This window comes from Hymenobacter sp. BT18 (genome assembly GCF_012273015.1).
Lineage (GTDB): Bacteria > Bacteroidota > Bacteroidia > Cytophagales > Hymenobacteraceae > Hymenobacter > Hymenobacter lutimineralis.
The window spans coordinates 3,118,973-3,134,552 of the sequence record NZ_CP050954.1; the positions used below are offsets into that span (position 1 = coordinate 3,118,973).

Consider the following 15,580-nt stretch of genomic DNA (forward strand, 5'->3'; position numbering starts at 1 on the left):
ACTGTGCTAGTCCTGCGCACCTGAAATGGTGGCTTTAGCACGGGTGTTCACCTCTTCCCATTCCGAACAGAGTCGTTAAGCCCCGTTGCGCCCATGGTACTGCCTTCACCGGCGGGAGAGTAGGTCGCCGCCAACCTTCTGGTTTTTTCGAGCAACACCCCCCGCGTGCGGACACCCACCTGATCGTCAGGTGGCCCGCCCCGCGGGGGGTGTCGCCGTTTAAAGCTCCCGCGCTTCCCCGCGCCACCTAGGGAGCCCTAGGCCTGCTTCGATTCCTTGCAGCCGTAGTATCACTTTGTCTCCCTTTGGAGGCATATACCTGTTATAATTTACGCCCACTATATTCTTCAGTAGATCTTAGGAAGCTTTCTTATAGGCAACATATTTAGAGTTACCCGATAGGAGCCTTAGGTGAATTCGCCGGAGTAAACAGGGGGGCTAAGCCTTCTGAGCGTTGTGCCTATACATAGGCGCTAATACAGGCTAGAGTCATGGCTACCCTAATGCCGTGCAAATAAGGAGCCCTCAACAATCGTATATAACAGTTTTGTTACATACGATTGTTGAGGGCTCTGCAATGCGGGCAGTACTGTTGAAGACTATATCTGGCCCGGTCCGGCAATTACTTGCAGCATACCATCCAGCTGGAAGTATTGCTGCGCTAATTGCTGCAATTCTGGCGCAGTAGCCGTTTGTATTTGCGCAAGGAAGTCTGCGTAATAATAGGCTGGTAACCCCAGAAACACTGTGCTTTTGTATTTGTCGCACTGCTCGAAGACAGTGCTGAGCTCATTGGCGAACTTACCGGCCATGTAGTTTTTAACCGTAGTAAGTTCATCTTCCGGAATCAATTCTTCCTGCAGCTTCAGCAACTCGCGCTGCACTTCCGTTACCGCGGCTGTAGTGCTGGCCGCATTTACATCCGTTCCGATGACAAAGCTGGTAGCATGCTCACGGGGTGTTACACTTGCGTAGATGCCATAGGTAAATCCTTTGTCTTCGCGGATATTCTTCATCAGGCGCGACCCAAAATAGCCGCCTAGTACTTTCACTAAAAGCTGAAGCCGATGGGTATCGGGGTGATGCGGAGAAGGCCACAACCGGCCAATCCGTAGCGAGGATTGAATGCTGTCAGGGACCGTTACATAGTCGGTAAACGGCTGAGGGGCGGGAGTAACGCTGGCGGTATTGCTGGAAGTAGTGTTCTTACGTGTAATAGCGCCTAAACTGGCTTGCACAGCTTGCTCGTGCGCGGGCTGCACGTCACCACAGAGAAATATTTCTGCTCCAGATAGGGCGTAAGCCTGCTGGAAGAAAAGGTGCAGCGCCTCTGGGGTAACCGACTGAAACCGGCCTTCCTGGAATACAATACCGTAAGGACTTTGCGCACCAAATACATTGTGCGAAAACCGCTCAGCTGCCAAATAGCTGGTTTTTTGGCGCTCAATGCGTACGTTTTGAATCGTACGCATTTTAAGCGGCGTCAGCTCACTCTCGGGAAACGTGGGCTCGATAAGTACATCAGCTACCAAAGGCAGGAGTTTTTCCAAGTGGCGTGCCAAGCAATAGAGCGTTAGAGTGGCCCGATCAAAGCCTTGCTCACACTCGAGCGAGGCCCCAAAGAAGGCTACTTCATCGGCAATTTGCCGGGCACTGCGGGAGCGGGTGCCCTCCAGCAGCATGCGCGCCGTGAGGAGCGAGACACCGGGAGTCGTGTCGTACCATTTGCCGGCCTTAAACACAACTTGCAGGCGAATAACCGGCTGGGCGGCATTGCGCAGCACATGTAGGCGGCTTCCATTAGGGAGTAAAAGCACGTCAGCCGCGGGCAGCGGTACGCTGGCCAGCGGCTGAACGGGAGGAGCAACAAGGCGGTCAAGCATAGATATTAGTTGGTGGGCGCAGGGTCGCTGGCTGGGGAGGTGGCATTGGCGCCACCAGCAAAGTTAAAGTGCAGTGATACCCGTAGCGTCTGAGAAAGCGGATTGTTTTTGTTGTTAGGTACCAGGTAAGCGGCATCCACCCCAAACACCTGATATCGCAGGCCCGCGCCAAAGCTCAGGTACTGACGGGCACCTTTCTGCGCATTTTCGTAGAAATAGCCCACGCGAGCCGAGAGCAGGTCGTTGTACCAGTACTCCAAACCAGCGGAAATATTGACTTCCTGCAGTTCCTCCTTAAAGCCGCCGGGGGCATCGCCAAAGGAACTGAAGATGGAGCTTACCAGCCCTTTGCCGGCCCGGGCCCGGTTTTCGGCCTCTACTTCGGCCAGAACTTGCTTGCCGCGGCCGGTGGTATCGCCCGTTACATAGTAGGGGCTGGGCACCAGCAGCTTGTTGGCATCTACCGTAAGGGTAAGTTTGTTGTAAGCGTCCAGTTCCTTGGTGATGGCAGTGCCTAACTTGAGGTTAGCCGGCAGGAAGTTGCCCTGCTCAGGGTTGGTGTAGGTGATTTTGTTGCCAATATTCGAAATGGCTGCCCCCAAGGCCAGGTTGTAGTCCTGGGCCCCGATGGACAGATCTTTCGTGTAATACAAACCCAGATCCACGGCGGCGGCATTGCCGGGGCGTGTATCTCCTTCGCCGCCGGTGAGGTTAGAGCGGATGTAGCGCGCCGCTACGCCCACACCCAGGTTCTCGCTCAGGCGCTGACCGTAGGAAACCGACAGCGAGTATTCTTTCGGATTATAGTCGCCGGTGGAGTTGTTGTTGATGTCGCGGAACTGAATGGTGCCCAGGTCGAAGTACATCAAGGAGACGCCAAAGGCAGACCGCTGCCCCACCTTGTGGTAGCCCGACAAATAGCCCAGACCCATGTCGTCCGTCACTTGCCGCAACCACGGCGCGTACGATAGCGAAGCCCCCGTGGCATTGGGCATAAAGCCCAGTTTACCGGCGTTGTAATACATCGAGTTGGCATCCGGCGAAATAGCCACGCCAGCTTCCCCGAGGGCCGCCGAGCGCGAGTCGGGGCTGAGCGTCAGCACGGGCACGGCCGTCGTAATGGCACGGTCTTCCTGCTGGGCGTAGGCGCCCGTAGAAAGGGTGAAAAGCCCGGCCGCAACACTTAGCCGTACAGTCAACTTCGATAACATACTAGGAGGTGAAATGGTGGAAAGGGGAAGCATTTGCAAAGAAAGCAGTTAGCGTAGCAGGACAAGCTTTTCAAATTTACTGACCTGCGAGCCGTCGCGCGGAGAACGAAGATGTACCCGGTATAGGTATACGCCACGGGCTACCTGATCATTAAATTCGTCGCGCCCATCCCAGGTAAGGGCGGCCACGTGCGCGGGGCTGCTGGCCAAGCTGGTTGAGAGCGTACGGATAAGCTTACCGGTAACGGTGAAAACCTGGACCTGCACTTCCAGCTCTTCGCCATTTCGGTTGTGGTCGAAATGAAACGTAGTGGTGGTAGCAAACGGATTGGGGTAGTTCAACAAATGATCCAGGGCCAGCTTTTCGTTGCGCACGACGACAAACTCGATTTCCTGCTCGGCGGAGTTGTTGAACGTGTCCCAGGCTTTGAGGCGCAGTACGTGCGGACCGGGCGTCAGGTTCTTGAATAAGTACCGCACCCGGCCACTCCGGAAGTTGTCGACATCAGCCGTGTAATAATCGTTCAGGACTAACACATTAGTCGGCGCGTTGTCGAGAATGACCGTGATTTCGTGGCCAATGCCCGAGCCAGCCGTATTGATACCGCTGCTGTCCCGTAATTGGGCCATCAGCGTGGTAGTAGTGCCCGTGGTGCCGCCAAACACAAACGACTCACTATCCATGAAGAGGCGGATGGTAGGCGGAATAGTGTCGCGCTTTACCCCAGCGGCCACGCCCCCGATGAGTACCTGCCGGTTAGCCCCGTGGGCGTCGCGGCGTAGGGTGGGAGAGGAAGCATACAGGCTGATTTTACCGGCGTCGACCCGGTAGTTGATGTCCCGCGGTATGACGAAGGATGTAGTAAACTGACCGTTGCGGACGGTAGCCTGCCCGTCATAAAGGATACTTTCCTGCACATCCACCGTTTGGCGGCCATCGTCGCCTTCGTTGCCCAGCATGGTGAAGGGGCTGGGCTTGTCGAATACCGTGACCTGCACTGTCCCGTTGAAATCCGAAGCCAATTGACTGTTGCGGTCCGATACGTCGCCGGTCAGCTCCACCGTATCCATGGCTTTCAGGGTGTCGGCCGGGGCAGTGCCATTGGTTACGGCCTTCTGGTTGATTGCCCGAACAGTCGTTTCGTACTCCGGATATGCCAGCCGCATCGAAGGGTCGCCCAGCAGCGCGAAGTTGCGGTTGTAAGTGCCCACTACGCTACTGTTTTTGGTAGCTGAAACCACGTCGCCGAGGCGGGGAAGCGGGGCGCCGGGTGCCGGAAACGCACTTTCGTAGAAGTGGCGGCTCAGCAGCAGGTTATAATTCTGAAAAACCACCCGGGTAGTTGTCAGCAGCGCCACGGCTCCCCCGGCAATATCAGTAAGGGCTACTTCGCCCGCCGAAACCAGGCCGGGGTCGTCGTAAATGCTGAAGTCACAGGTAGCCGTGAGCAGGAAAGTCAGCCGGTTGGTGTTCTGCAGCCGTTCAATGGCACTTTTGGTGAAGATCTGCTCGTCGGCCCAGGCAAGGGGCCCGCCGTGCCCGGTGTAGTTCACAATCAACGAGCCTTGCTCAATGCTCTGGTCGATGGCCGTTTCGGTAGCGGGAGAACGTTGCCCACCCGCTACGGCCTGCTGCGGGTACATATCCAGGTACACCTTGTGCAGATTGTAGGCCGGCTGGCTGGCGGTAAGCAGGTCCGTCAGCACTTCCGCCGACTGGAGCGTGTGCAGGTTCGCGTCGCCGTCGTCGCTCACGAAGGTGAGGCGGTTGCGCCACTTGCCGTAGCCGGTGGGTTGGTCGTAGGAGATGAGCTTATCCACTACTAAGCGCGCCTGCGTGGTGGAGCGGGGCTGGTCGGCCGGGGTGCGCACCGGAAGGCGGCCTACGCCAATATCCATTAGCTCAAAATCTCCGGCAAAGCTTTCCTCCCAGCGGCCCTCATTCTCATCGAGCAGACCAAAGTAGTCGTCGGAGGAAAACGACACGCCAGCCGAGGTAAAGATGGGTACGAACGACTCGTAGGACTCATACACCGGAACGTAGTTCTGGTTGGCAGCGTCCTTCACCTGACGATTTTTCCAGTACTCCGGCTCAAATTTGGGGTCGTTGGCAGGGTCGGCCTTGTAGTCGTAGGAAGCGTCGCCGAACAGCAGGAGCATCAGCTTGGAAGTAGTGGCGGGCCGCTCACTGGTCTCGTACACCATCTTCATGAAGTCGCGGATAGCCGAAACGTCCTGCCCGCCCGAGCTGAACTCGTTATACACCTGGTTGGTGGTGGCTACCTGCACCTGCAGGCCGTCGTGGGTGCGCCGGTGCTGAGCCAGGCGCTCGGCCTCGGCCTGAAACAGCGGGTGCGTCACAATCACTAGGTCAAGGGCATTGCCCTGGCTGAGCGCGTGCAGGTTCTGATTGGCTACTTTCCCAAACAGGCGCGGGGCCGGAAAGGTGGTACCCTGAAAGGCTATGTATTCCCGCACCGAATCGGAGGGCGCGGTGAAGCGGCCGTTGCTGAGCTGGCGCTCGGCGGGCCGGCGTGGGTTGGTCACATCCCACACGGTAGCAGTAGCCGCCCCAGTTACCACAAACTCGCTGACTGCACCGGGAGCAACATTGGCAAGGGAGCGAAAGTCCCGCACGGCGCCGTCCAACTGTAGCCGGCGCTCGGCCAGCACTTCCAGGTAATCGAGGTAGCCTTTGGCCGTGATGTCGCCGCTGGCGTTATAGCTCAGCTGTACTTTCAGCCCGGTGGTGCCGGCCGCTACGCTCGTGCTAAAAGTCGTCAGAGCCACATTGGCGGCTTCTGGAAATGCTCCGCTGCTCCGACCCCGGATAAACTGGTTGCCAACCGACTGGTCGTTCAGGCTTACGCCAAAGCTGGTGCTGTTGAAGGAAGAGGCAGCCGTAAGGCTGGTGAGCCGCACAGGGGTGCTGGCTACTACTTCTGGGCCGTTGAAGGTAAACTCCAGCTTACCTCCCGTATCCACTGATTCGCCCAGCCATTGGCGGCCGGATTTCAAGAGGTTATACAGGTCTATTTCGTGAAACTGCCGATCGAGATACGTAGAAATGGTGGCAGATGGTGCCGCCGCAGGGGTGGCCGCTGGGGCTACCCGCCGGCCCGGTGCAGTGCCCACCGTGATAAAGTAGTACGTGGTATCGGTGTAGCTGTGGTAGAGGTGACGAAAGGGGCGGCTGGCCGAGCCCGCTTCCCAGATGTGCGGGCTCTGGCCGTAAAACAGCACGTACTCGTCGTCACCAAACGTAGCGTCGTTATTGCCCGAGACATAAATGGCATTTTCCACCAGGTCGTCGGGGCGCGCGGTGCGGTTGAGCTGGGGCAGCTGCCCGGTGGCGTTGCCGTAGAGCTGAAGGCGGCGCGGGTCGAGGGTTTGCACATCCAGGCCCAGGGTGCGGAGCGTGGCTTTGTCGAGCTTATAGATACCCGTTTCCGGCACGCCAATCTTAAACCACTGGCCCTGAGCCAGCACCGAGCCAGGCGCGTAGGTGCGGGCGGCGGCCCGCTGGCGCGCCGATGGCGCACTGTCCAGGGTGTAGGCATACGTGAAGGAAACCAGCTTTTCGAGTTGGCCCGTAGCCGAGCGGCGCAGCGGGGCGAGCGTGATGGTGGTGAGGGGGCGGCGGCTGGCTATGCCGGTGCGCACCTGCAGTGTGGGCGAAGCCTCTACCCGGGCACCCGCCAGCAGCCGGGCATCAGCTGCGGAAAATGGGGCGTACACCGCCTCCTGCAGCTCGCCCTGGGCCACGGCGCCCGCAACGGAAAACTGGTAAAAAGGCACCACCTGATTTGGCAGGAAGCCACCCTCGCGAGGGGCCGGCACCTGCTGCTTGCGGCCGTTGGGCAGCTCCACGGTTGCGTAGCCTTGCCAGTGCAAGACCTGCCGACTGAGCAGCGTACCGGTTTGTTGCGCCTGAGTGACAAAGCCACTGGACAAAAAAACCAGCAGCAGCCCTAAAAACCGAAAATGCATAAATCGTTTCTCAATAAACCAGACTCTGAGCGGACGTTGTGAAAGCAACAAGCTGGTCAGGCGCGAGGTTCACCCGGCCCCCAGATGAGTAACCGCCAGCTGGCCAAAATATTGTGCTGCCTACATATAATTTGGCTTCAGCACCGAGAGCAGCACGTACAGCAGAATAATGAGCGGTACCGCAGCCGCGCCCAGCGCAGCCAATAGCCCGGCGGCCAGCAGCACGAAAATAAAGCGCAACGAATTATCCTGCCACCCGAAGTTCTTGAACTTAAGCGCAAAGAGCGGAATTTCGGCAATCAGCAGGTAGGAAAGCAGCAGCGTGAGACCCAGCAAAACCCAGGGGTTGAGAATAACCGACCGCAGGCTATAGGAGTCGTGCAGGAGAATAAGCGGCAGGGAAACCACCAAGAGGGTATTAGCCGGAGTAGGCAGGCCGATAAAAGAAGTAGTCTGGCGGGTATCATTGTTAAACTTAGCCAGCCGCACGCCCGAAAACACCGTGACCACAAAGCCCAGGTAGGCCAGCCAGCCCGGCAAGCCGGTAGCCGGCAGCGCCTGGCCCAGCAGCCAGTACAGCACGGCGCCGGGCACTACCCCAAACGACGTCATATCGGCCAGAGAGTCGAGGTCTTTGCCAATGGGGGAACTCACGTGCAGGGCCCGGGCCAGCAGGCCGTCGAAAAAGTCGAACACGGCCGCCAGCACAATCAGGTAGGCCGCATAATCGAGGCGGCCAGCAAACACCTGCACCAGCGCCAGGCAGCCGGAAAACAGGTTAAGACAGGTAATAGCGTTGGGAAGGTGCCTTTTCAAGAGACGGAGGAGTTATAATCAGGATACGTAGCGTGCGGAGCGCATCAGGAGTAGCGCAGAACCCGGCTACTGCAGAAAAGGGTTGCTGCGCCGTTCAGCCCCAATGGTGGTGGCCGGCCCGTGGCCCGCGTACACCGTTACGTCGTCGGGGAGGGTGAGCAGCTCGGTTTTGATGCTTTGGATAAGGGTCGCATAGTCGCCGCCCGGCAGGTCGGTGCGCCCGATGCTGCCCTGAAACAGGACGTCGCCCCCAATCACCACCTTCGACGGTGCGTGGTAGAAAACGACGTGGCCCGGGGCATGGCCCGGCGCAAACCGGACTTCCAGCTCCGTTTCACCGAAGCGCAGCGGCTGGCCCGCCGCTAGGGTACCCGTCGGCTCGGCCGGCTGGTACTGGGCAAAACCGTAGGAAGGGGCGTAGCTGCCTACGGCCCGCAGCGTGGCAAAATCGGCCTCGTGCAGCAAAAATGGCACCTGGTAGGTGTTCAGGACAAAGGCATTGCCCAGCACGTGGTCGATGTGGGCATGGGTATTCACGAGCAGAACCACGCGCAGCTGGTGCTCCTCAATAAATGCCTGCAGGGCCTGCTGCTCGGCGCGGCTGTAGCAGCCTGGGTCAACTACCACGCATTCCTTGGTAGCATCGTGCAGTAGGTAGGTGTTTTCGGAAAAAGCGTTGAAGGTAAAGCCGGAAACAAGCATAAGAACAAATAAAAACGGCCCGCAACCGGGCCGAATGGCGAGGTAAGGTACGCATTCGAGTTGTACTTGTGTACCTTGGCCGCCATGAGAGAAGACGTCGATTACCTGTTGGTAGGACACGGTTTGGCGGGGGCCACGCTGGCCGCCGTGTTGCGGCAGCGGGGTAAGCGCGTGCTCGTCCTCGACCCGGCTCCCGCCGATACCGCCTCGACGGTAGCAGCGGGCCTGCTCAACCCTGTGGCCGGCAAGCGCCTGGCCCTGGGCTGGCGCATGGCGGAGTTTCTGCCGGCGGCCGTAGCCTACTACCAAGAGCAGGAGCAGGCGCTTGGGCAGGAGTTTCTGCGGCTGTTGCCCATCCGCAAGCTGTTTTCCTCCGTGCTCGACCAGAACGATGCCATGGCCCGCAGCGCCGACCGACCCTGGCAGGAATTCGTGACGGAGGTATCGGCCGAGTTGCCTCCGTTGCCAGGGGTGCGGCAGGATTTCGGCGGCATGCGCATTGCCGGGGGCGGCTACCTGCGGGTGCGCGAGCTGCTGGCGGCGCAGACCGTAGCCGGCCTTCGCCAAGGGTGGCTGCGCCAAGAAACTTTTGACCCTACCCAGCTTGTTATCGGCGCGGCCGGCGTGCTTTACCGCAATACCATTGCGGCCGGGCAGGTGGTGTTCTGCGAAGGGGCCGCCGCCCGGCATAACCCTTGGTTTAGCTGGCTGCCGCTGACGCCAAACCAGGGCGAGGTGCTGGATGTTCATTGCCCGGGCTTAGCCGAAACCGAGGTGTTAAACAAAGGAGCGTACGTGGTGCCTTTGGGCAATGGGTATTTTCGCGTGGGGGCCACGTACCGATGGCCGCCTTTTGCGGCGGGTACCACGGCCGAGGCCCGTGCGGAACTTAGCCAGCGTCTGGCCGAAATAACGGATTTGCCGTTTACGGTGGTGCAGCAATGGGCCGCGGTGCGGCCGGCCTCGCGCGACCGTAAACCGTTGCTGGGCACGCATCCGGCGCTGCCTTTCCTGAGTATATGCAATGGCTTCGGCTCCAAGGGCGTCTTAATGGCCCCGCGGCTGGCCCAGCACTTTGCCGATGTGCTGGAAGGCACCGCGGAATTGTGGTCCGAAGTCAATATCCGGCGTTATTCTTCGTTGTATACTGCGGCTGCCTCAGCGGCGGTATCTTCTCTTTGACTTCTACTTTTTCTGGCTCAATGACGCATATGTTTACTTCTCTGCCGGGAAACTTTGCCCGCTGGGCAACCGGCTGGTGCCTGATGCTGCTGCTGGCGTTGCCACTGGTCAGCGTGGCGCAAACGTCGCAGGAGCCCTTCGGCCGCGTCCGGATTCAATATAAGGAGTTTGACTGGAGCTATTTCAGCACGTCCAACTTTACTATCTATTTCTACGGGGGCGGCGAAGCTACGGCACGTCGCACGGCCGAGTACGCCGAAAAGGAGCTGCAGCGCATCACGGCGCTGCTGGGGTACTACCCGTACTCCAAAACCACCATTATGCTCTACAACTCGGTAGCCGATCTGCGCCAGAGCAACGTGGGCCTGAACTCCGACAAGTACCAGATGGGCGGCGAAACCGATTTGCTGCGCATGGATAAGGTGCAGATAGCCTTCCAGGGCCAGCAAACCGTGCTCAAGCGTGACCTGAGCTACCAGATTACCCGGGTGTTGCTGCACGACATGATGTACGGGGGCTCCCTGAAGGAGGTAATCCAAAGCAACTACCTGCTGCAGCTGCCTGATTGGTTTGTGAGCGGGGCCGCAGCGTATACGGCCGAGGGCTGGAGCGTGGAAATGGATGAGTACATGCGCAACCTCACCCAGCAGATAGACGGCAACCGCGCCCCCGCTTTCTTTGCCCGCAACCAGGAGCTGGCCGGCCACTCGGTGTGGAACTACATTGCGGAGCGCTACGGCTATACCAGCATTCAGAATATCCTGAACCTGACGCGCATCACCCGCGACGTAGAAACGGGCATCAGCAGCTCGCTGAATGTGCCCTACAAAACCTTTCTAAAGGACTGGCTCACGTACTACCGGCAGCTAAATGCGCAGCCAGCCACGCCTTTTGCGGCCATTGACGACAAAAACCAGCTGGTGAAGCGCAACCGGCGCGGGACCAAATTGTCGCAGATGGCCATCAGCCCCAGCGGCCAAGAAGTCGCGTACGTCTCCAACGACCGGGGCCGCTACCGCGTGGTCGTGAGCAAGACGGATGGCAGCAGCCGCTACACCATTTACCGGGGCGGCTACAAAACGCCCGACCAGCAGGTAGATTTCCGCCTGCCCGTGCTTACCTGGCGCACCAACGAGCAGCTGGCTGTAGTAGAAACCCACAAAGGCAAGCTAAACCTGCGTCTGCGACCCACCAACCGGGGCGCGGGGGGCATCTTTTCCCGGCTGGTTGAGGCCCTGCCTTTCAGCCACCAGGGCAACACGGCTCTATTCAGCGGGTTTACCCAAGTCCTGGGGCTGCACTACTCCCCGGATGGAAAGTCGTTGGTATTCAGTGGGGCTGCCAACGGGCAGAATGACCTGTATTTGCTGCGCAGCGGCAGCCGCACACCGGAGCGCCTCACCAACGACTTGTTTGATGATGTGCAGCCGGCCTTTTTACCCAACGGTCAGGGTATCGTTTTCAGCTCCAACCGCTGGCTGGATACCACCGGCACCGTGAAAAACAACTTCGCCAACGTTGTCAACAACTACGACCTGTTCCTGTACCATCTGGACGGGCGGGCCCAGCCGGTAGAGCAGTTGGTTAGCACAATTTCAAACGAGTCGGCGCCCCGGCCTATTTCCGATACGGAAGTCGTATTTCTGAGTGAGGAAAGTGGGGTCCGGAGTCTGTACCGCTACAACCTGACCACGCGCCGGTATACCCCGGTCACGAGCTTTTTGCCCAATATCCGCAGCTACGATTATAGCCCGGCTACCGGTGCGCTGGATTTCGTTGCGGCCGATGAGGCGCGCGACTTCGTGTATGGCTACGCCACGTACCCGCTGCCCGAGGGCCTGCAGCTCAGCAAAACGGCCCGGCAGGAAACCCTGGAGGACCGCTCGAAGCCCGCTCCCGCACCCAAGCGTGCCCCAGTAGTGCGCGATACCACGGCGCGGCAAACGGCAACATCAGGGGAGAAGAAGGTGGGCGACTACCAGTACGAGGAAGATGCCCCGCCCACGCGCCCGGAGCGGCGTAGCACGGCCCGGGCCACGGCTAAGCCCGCGGAGAGTACACCGCTGGCCGGGCCCTTCCGCTACGGCAAGCAGTTCAGTATCGACAATGTGGTGTCGTCACTTTACGTGGATCCGCTGCTGGGCTTTGGCATCATCGGGCAAGCCAATCTTTCCGACCTGATGGAAGACCACCGGTTCCGGGCTGGGGTGTTTGCCCTCACCGATTTCCGTACCAGCAACATCTTCGTGGAGTACAGCAACCTGCGCCGCCGCTACGACTGGGGCATCAGCTACCAGAAGCAGTCTTACACTAAAGATCTGGACCCCGTGACGGGCTACCTGACGCGCCTGAACCGGCATGAGGTGGCACCCCGCATAGCCTATCCCCTCACCCATAACCTGAACGTGCGCGTAACCGGCCGCTACGTAAATGCGCGCCGCTCCCGCCTAGCCGACTTTAGCCAGCGGGATTCGGTGGAAAACTTTTTGGGCGGCAGCGCCGAGCTGGTATTCGACAATGCCATCAGTACGGGCGTGAACATGCTGGAAGGCACGCGCATGAAGGCCGGCGTACAAATGCTGCATGGACTGCGAACCGACGAGCAGAGCTTCAACAAGTTCTTTGTGGACATTCGGCACTACCAGAAAATTCACCGCCAGATTATCTGGGCCAACCGCGCCAGCTACGGCAACTTCTTCGGCAACGCGCCCAAAACATTCCGCCTGGGGGGCATGGACAACTGGCTCAACAACCGCTTCGACGGCGACGACCGGGACCTGTTCCGCGGGCAGCCCGCCGATGTGTTCTACCAGGAATTTGTAACCAACCTGCGCGGCTTCAACTACAACGCCCGCACCGGGCCCAAGTACGTGCTGTTCAACTCCGAGCTGCGGGTGCCCATCATTCAGTACTTCTCCCGTAAGCCCATCGAATCGGGGTTCTTCCGCAACCTGCAGCTTACGGCCTTTGCCGATGCCGGCTCGGCCTACGCCGGCTCCAACCCCTTCAACGAAAAGAACTCCTATAACACCCGTCAGGTACTGGGCAACGGCAACGCTTTCTCGGCCACGGTCATCGACTTCCGCAATCCGCTGCTGTTGGGCTATGGCCTGGGTGCCCGCACCACCCTGCTCGGCTTCTACGGCAAGCTCGATGTGGCCTGGGGGCAGGAAGACCGGGAACAGACCGGTCCCAAGTTTTATTTCACGCTGGGATACGACTTTTAAAAGATCAGCAGCCTAACGGCCGTCGGTGCCGAAAGGCCCAGGGCATTTTGAAAGCCTCATCTGTTTAAGCGGATGAGGCTTTTTATTTGCCAGGAAGGGCAGGGCCGCTGGCATAAATACGAACAAATAGAACGCAATAACCGCCCCTAACCATTCGTGTAGTATCTTTGCGGTCCCGTTCACCACCCCTGTTGCCGTGCCGCTCCTCAGCCAGATTTGGTATTTGATGCAGAAGGACTTCCGTCTGGAATGGCGGCAGCGTGCCGCCCTCAGTGGCATGCTGCTGTACGTGGGCAGCACTGTATTTGTGTGCTACCTGAGCTTTGCCCTCCGGGGCGGCAACCTGCCGGTGCCGGCCTGGAACGCGCTGTTTTGGATTATTCTCCTGTTTACGGCCGTAAACGCCGTGGCGAAGGGCTTTCTGCAGGAAAGTCGCGGCCGACAGCTGTATTACTACGCCCTGGTGAAGCCGCAGGCGGTTATTCTGGCGAAAATCGGATACAATGCCCTGCTGCTGCTGGGATTGGCTCTGGTCGCTTTTGGTGCCTACGCGCTGGTTTTGGGCAACCCGGTGCAGGACATGCCCCTGTTTTTGAGCACGGTAGTGCTGGGTGCGCTGGGCTTTGCCTCCACGCTCACGCTGGTATCGGGCATAGCCGCCAAAGCCGCCAACAGCCATACCTTGATGGCCGTGCTGGGCTTCCCCATCATGATTCCGATGCTGCTCATGCTCATCAAAATCTCCAAAAACGCTTTGGATGGGCTGGATTGGTCGGCTAGTCGGAGCTCGGTGCTGACCCTGGTGGCTCTGAACCTGATTGTGGGGGCAGTGTCCTACGTGCTGTTTCCTTTTTTGTGGCGGTCCTGATGGTTATGATACAGTCAGTAAACCTGTGCGCTTATTTCACCCAAACGGGTGGTTGTGAGGACGCCGGGCGGGTTGTATCTTCCTTGGTCGAAGCTGGCCGCTCTCCTCATTCTTTTGTTTTTCTGATTCATGGCTAAAAACTGGTGGAAGGCGCTAACGGTGCTGCTGCTGCTTTACACGGCCGTAGCGGGCTTGCTGCTGCCGGTGCCGCGGCTGGCAATTCTCAACGAAACCATCCGAAATTTATACTTCCACGTGCCCATGTGGTTTGGGATGACCATCATCCTGCTGACCTCCGTGGTATTTTCGATTCGCTACCTGCGCAACCCGTCCCCGCGGCTCGACACCCTCTCGCACGGCTTTGCCCAAACCGGGATTCTGATGGGGCTGGTGGGCCTGGCTACCGGTAGCCTGTGGGCGCGCTTTACCTGGGGCACCTGGTGGACCAACGACCCCAAGCTCAACGGCGCCGCCATTGCCATGCTAATCTACGGCGCTTACTTGGTGCTGCGCTCTTCATTTGCCGACGACCAGCAGCGGGCCCGGGTATCGGCCATCTACAACATTTTTGCCTTTGCCGCGGCTATGCCGCTGTTCTTTATTCTGCCCCGGCTGACGGACTCGCTGCACCCCGGCGCCGGCGGTAACCCGGCTTTCGCCAAGTACGACCTCGACAGCAACATGCGGCTGGTCTTCTACCCGGCCGTGATTGGCTGGACGCTGCTGGGGGTGTGGATTACGCAACTCAGCGTGCGGTTGTCGCTCTTAAAACAACATGTTCATGAAAAACAGCTTGCCTAACCAGGATCTTGGATTTTCGGGGGCTGCTCGCCTTGGGTGGAAGTTCGCCTGCAAGAAGTTTCGCCCCGTTTTGGTGCTGCTGCTGAGCCTGCTGCTACCAGCAAGCCAGGCCCTGGCGCAAGCAGCCGCAACTGGCCCTGAAATGGCCGATACGCTGCGCCAGGACGGGAAAATCTACGTGGTAGTGGCCGTTATTGCGGTGGTGCTGGCCGGGTTGCTGGTTTACCTGATTTCCCTGGACCGCAAGCTCACCCGCCTCGAAAAAGAAGTTCACGCCCAATAATAATTTTCTCCTTAGTGGGCCCGGGGGATTTTTCGGGCCCAGTTGGTTGTTCTGAAGCGCTGGCCGGGGGCTGGCGTCGAGTTTCTTTCGCTTCGTAGCGCCATGAAAAAATCACACCTGCTCATTCTGGCCGTCATTGCGGTGGCCATCAGTATCCTGGTTACCACGGCTGGCGACGTTAGCCAGTATGTGTCGTTTAAGGAGGCCCGGGAACTGGCCGCCGAGGGCAACCTTACCAAGGTGCACGTAGTGGGCCGACTCCCGCGCGACCTGCAGAAAAACATTGTGGGGCTGGAGTACAACCCGACGCTCGACCCCAACTATTTCGCCTTCACGCTGGTTGATACCAACCGGCTGGCCCAGCGGGTCGTCTACTTCAACCCCAAACCGCAGGACTTCGACAAATCGGAGCAGGTGGTCATTACCGGGGCTATGCGCAACGACGTGTTCGTGGCCGACAAGATCCTGCTGAAGTGCCCGTCGAAGTACGTGGAGAAAGACATCAAAGGCGCAACCGCCTCGGTTAATTAATAATTGAGAATTAAGAATTAAGAATGTGCGGTAGCTAGCCTGGTGTTCTTGATTCGGAGCAATTCTTAATTGTTGATTCTTAATTC

At 58.8% G+C, this 15,580-nt stretch carries 11 protein-coding genes and 1 rRNA gene; 7 read left to right on the top strand and 5 right to left on the bottom strand.

The window, feature by feature from the left end; all coding sequences use genetic code 11:
• The first annotated feature begins 24 nt into the window (after positions 1-24).
• Positions 25-136, top strand: a 5S ribosomal RNA gene (gene rrf, locus HER32_RS13405).
• Between the two features lie 463 nt (positions 137-599).
• On the opposite strand, the gene HER32_RS13410 is transcribed toward rrf, so the two are convergent.
• From HER32_RS13410 to HER32_RS13430, 5 genes are all read right to left on the bottom strand, one after another.
• The gene (locus HER32_RS13410) at positions 600-1,883 is read right to left on the bottom strand and encodes a M16 family metallopeptidase (protein ID WP_168682229.1); all 1,284 of its coding nucleotides are present in this window, start codon (positions 1,881-1,883) and stop codon (positions 600-602) included.
• 5 nt (positions 1,884-1,888) lie between these two features.
• Entirely contained in the window at positions 1,889-3,094 is a 1,206-nt protein-coding gene (gene porV, locus HER32_RS13415) for a type IX secretion system outer membrane channel protein PorV (RefSeq protein WP_149070828.1), read from the bottom strand.
• 48 nt (positions 3,095-3,142) lie between these two features.
• A complete protein-coding gene (porU, locus tag HER32_RS13420) occupies positions 3,143-7,084 on the bottom strand; it encodes a type IX secretion system sortase PorU (RefSeq protein WP_168682230.1) in 3,942 nt (1,313 codons plus the stop codon).
• 120 nt (positions 7,085-7,204) lie between these two features.
• Positions 7,205-7,900 carry a CDP-alcohol phosphatidyltransferase family protein gene (locus HER32_RS13425; RefSeq protein WP_168682231.1) on the bottom strand — a complete coding sequence of 232 codons (696 nt, stop codon included), beginning with the start codon at positions 7,898-7,900 and terminating at the stop codon, positions 7,205-7,207.
• Positions 7,901-7,966: 66 nt separating this feature from the next.
• Entirely contained in the window at positions 7,967-8,602 is a 636-nt protein-coding gene (locus HER32_RS13430; RefSeq protein WP_168682232.1) for an MBL fold metallo-hydrolase, read from the bottom strand.
• Positions 8,603-8,686: 84 nt separating this feature from the next.
• Here HER32_RS13430 and HER32_RS13435 point away from each other — a divergent pair, with 84 nt between their 5' ends.
• From HER32_RS13435 to HER32_RS13460, 6 genes are all read left to right on the top strand, one after another.
• On the top strand, positions 8,687-9,784 hold the full coding sequence (locus tag HER32_RS13435; protein WP_168682233.1) for an NAD(P)/FAD-dependent oxidoreductase: 1,098 nt from the start codon (positions 8,687-8,689) through the stop codon (positions 9,782-9,784).
• Between the two features lie 29 nt (positions 9,785-9,813).
• The gene (locus tag HER32_RS13440) at positions 9,814-13,011 is read left to right on the top strand and encodes a hypothetical protein (RefSeq protein ID WP_232066255.1); all 3,198 of its coding nucleotides are present in this window, start codon (positions 9,814-9,816) and stop codon (positions 13,009-13,011) included.
• A gap of 226 nt (positions 13,012-13,237) precedes the next feature.
• Entirely contained in the window at positions 13,238-13,879 is a 642-nt protein-coding gene (locus tag HER32_RS13445) for a heme exporter protein CcmB (RefSeq protein ID WP_149070838.1), read from the top strand.
• A 129-nt stretch (positions 13,880-14,008) separates the two neighbouring features.
• Positions 14,009-14,680 (top strand): cytochrome c biogenesis protein, encoded by a 672-nt coding sequence (locus tag HER32_RS13450; protein WP_149070823.1) that lies wholly within the window; start codon positions 14,009-14,011, stop codon positions 14,678-14,680.
• A complete protein-coding gene (locus HER32_RS13455) occupies positions 14,661-14,963 on the top strand; it encodes a CcmD family protein (RefSeq protein WP_222931804.1) in 303 nt (100 codons plus the stop codon). Before HER32_RS13450 ends, HER32_RS13455 begins: the two co-directional genes overlap by 20 nt.
• A 102-nt stretch (positions 14,964-15,065) precedes the next feature.
• Positions 15,066-15,494, top strand: coding sequence for a cytochrome c maturation protein CcmE (locus HER32_RS13460; RefSeq protein WP_149070822.1), 429 nt, complete (start codon positions 15,066-15,068; stop codon positions 15,492-15,494).
• Positions 15,495-15,580: the final 86 nt, after the last annotated feature.

Coding starts and splice junctions, on each gene's coding strand:
- HER32_RS13410 (WP_168682229.1), bottom strand. CDS start 1,883: ATGCTTGACCGCCTTGTTGCTCCTCCCGTTCAGCCGCTGGCCAGCGTA.
- porV (WP_149070828.1), bottom strand. CDS start 3,094: ATGTTATCGAAGTTGACTGTACGGCTAAGTGTTGCGGCCGGGCTTTTC.
- porU (WP_168682230.1), bottom strand. CDS start 7,084: ATGCATTTTCGGTTTTTAGGGCTGCTGCTGGTTTTTTTGTCCAGTGGC.
- HER32_RS13430 (WP_168682232.1), bottom strand. CDS start 8,602: ATGCTTGTTTCCGGCTTTACCTTCAACGCTTTTTCCGAAAACACCTAC.
- HER32_RS13435 (WP_168682233.1), top strand. CDS start 8,687: ATGAGAGAAGACGTCGATTACCTGTTGGTAGGACACGGTTTGGCGGGG.
- HER32_RS13440 (WP_232066255.1), top strand. CDS start 9,814: ATGTTTACTTCTCTGCCGGGAAACTTTGCCCGCTGGGCAACCGGCTGG.
- HER32_RS13445 (WP_149070838.1), top strand. CDS start 13,238: ATGCAGAAGGACTTCCGTCTGGAATGGCGGCAGCGTGCCGCCCTCAGT.
- HER32_RS13450 (WP_149070823.1), top strand. CDS start 14,009: ATGGCTAAAAACTGGTGGAAGGCGCTAACGGTGCTGCTGCTGCTTTAC.
- HER32_RS13455 (WP_222931804.1), top strand. CDS start 14,661: ATGAAAAACAGCTTGCCTAACCAGGATCTTGGATTTTCGGGGGCTGCT.
- HER32_RS13460 (WP_149070822.1), top strand. CDS start 15,066: ATGAAAAAATCACACCTGCTCATTCTGGCCGTCATTGCGGTGGCCATC.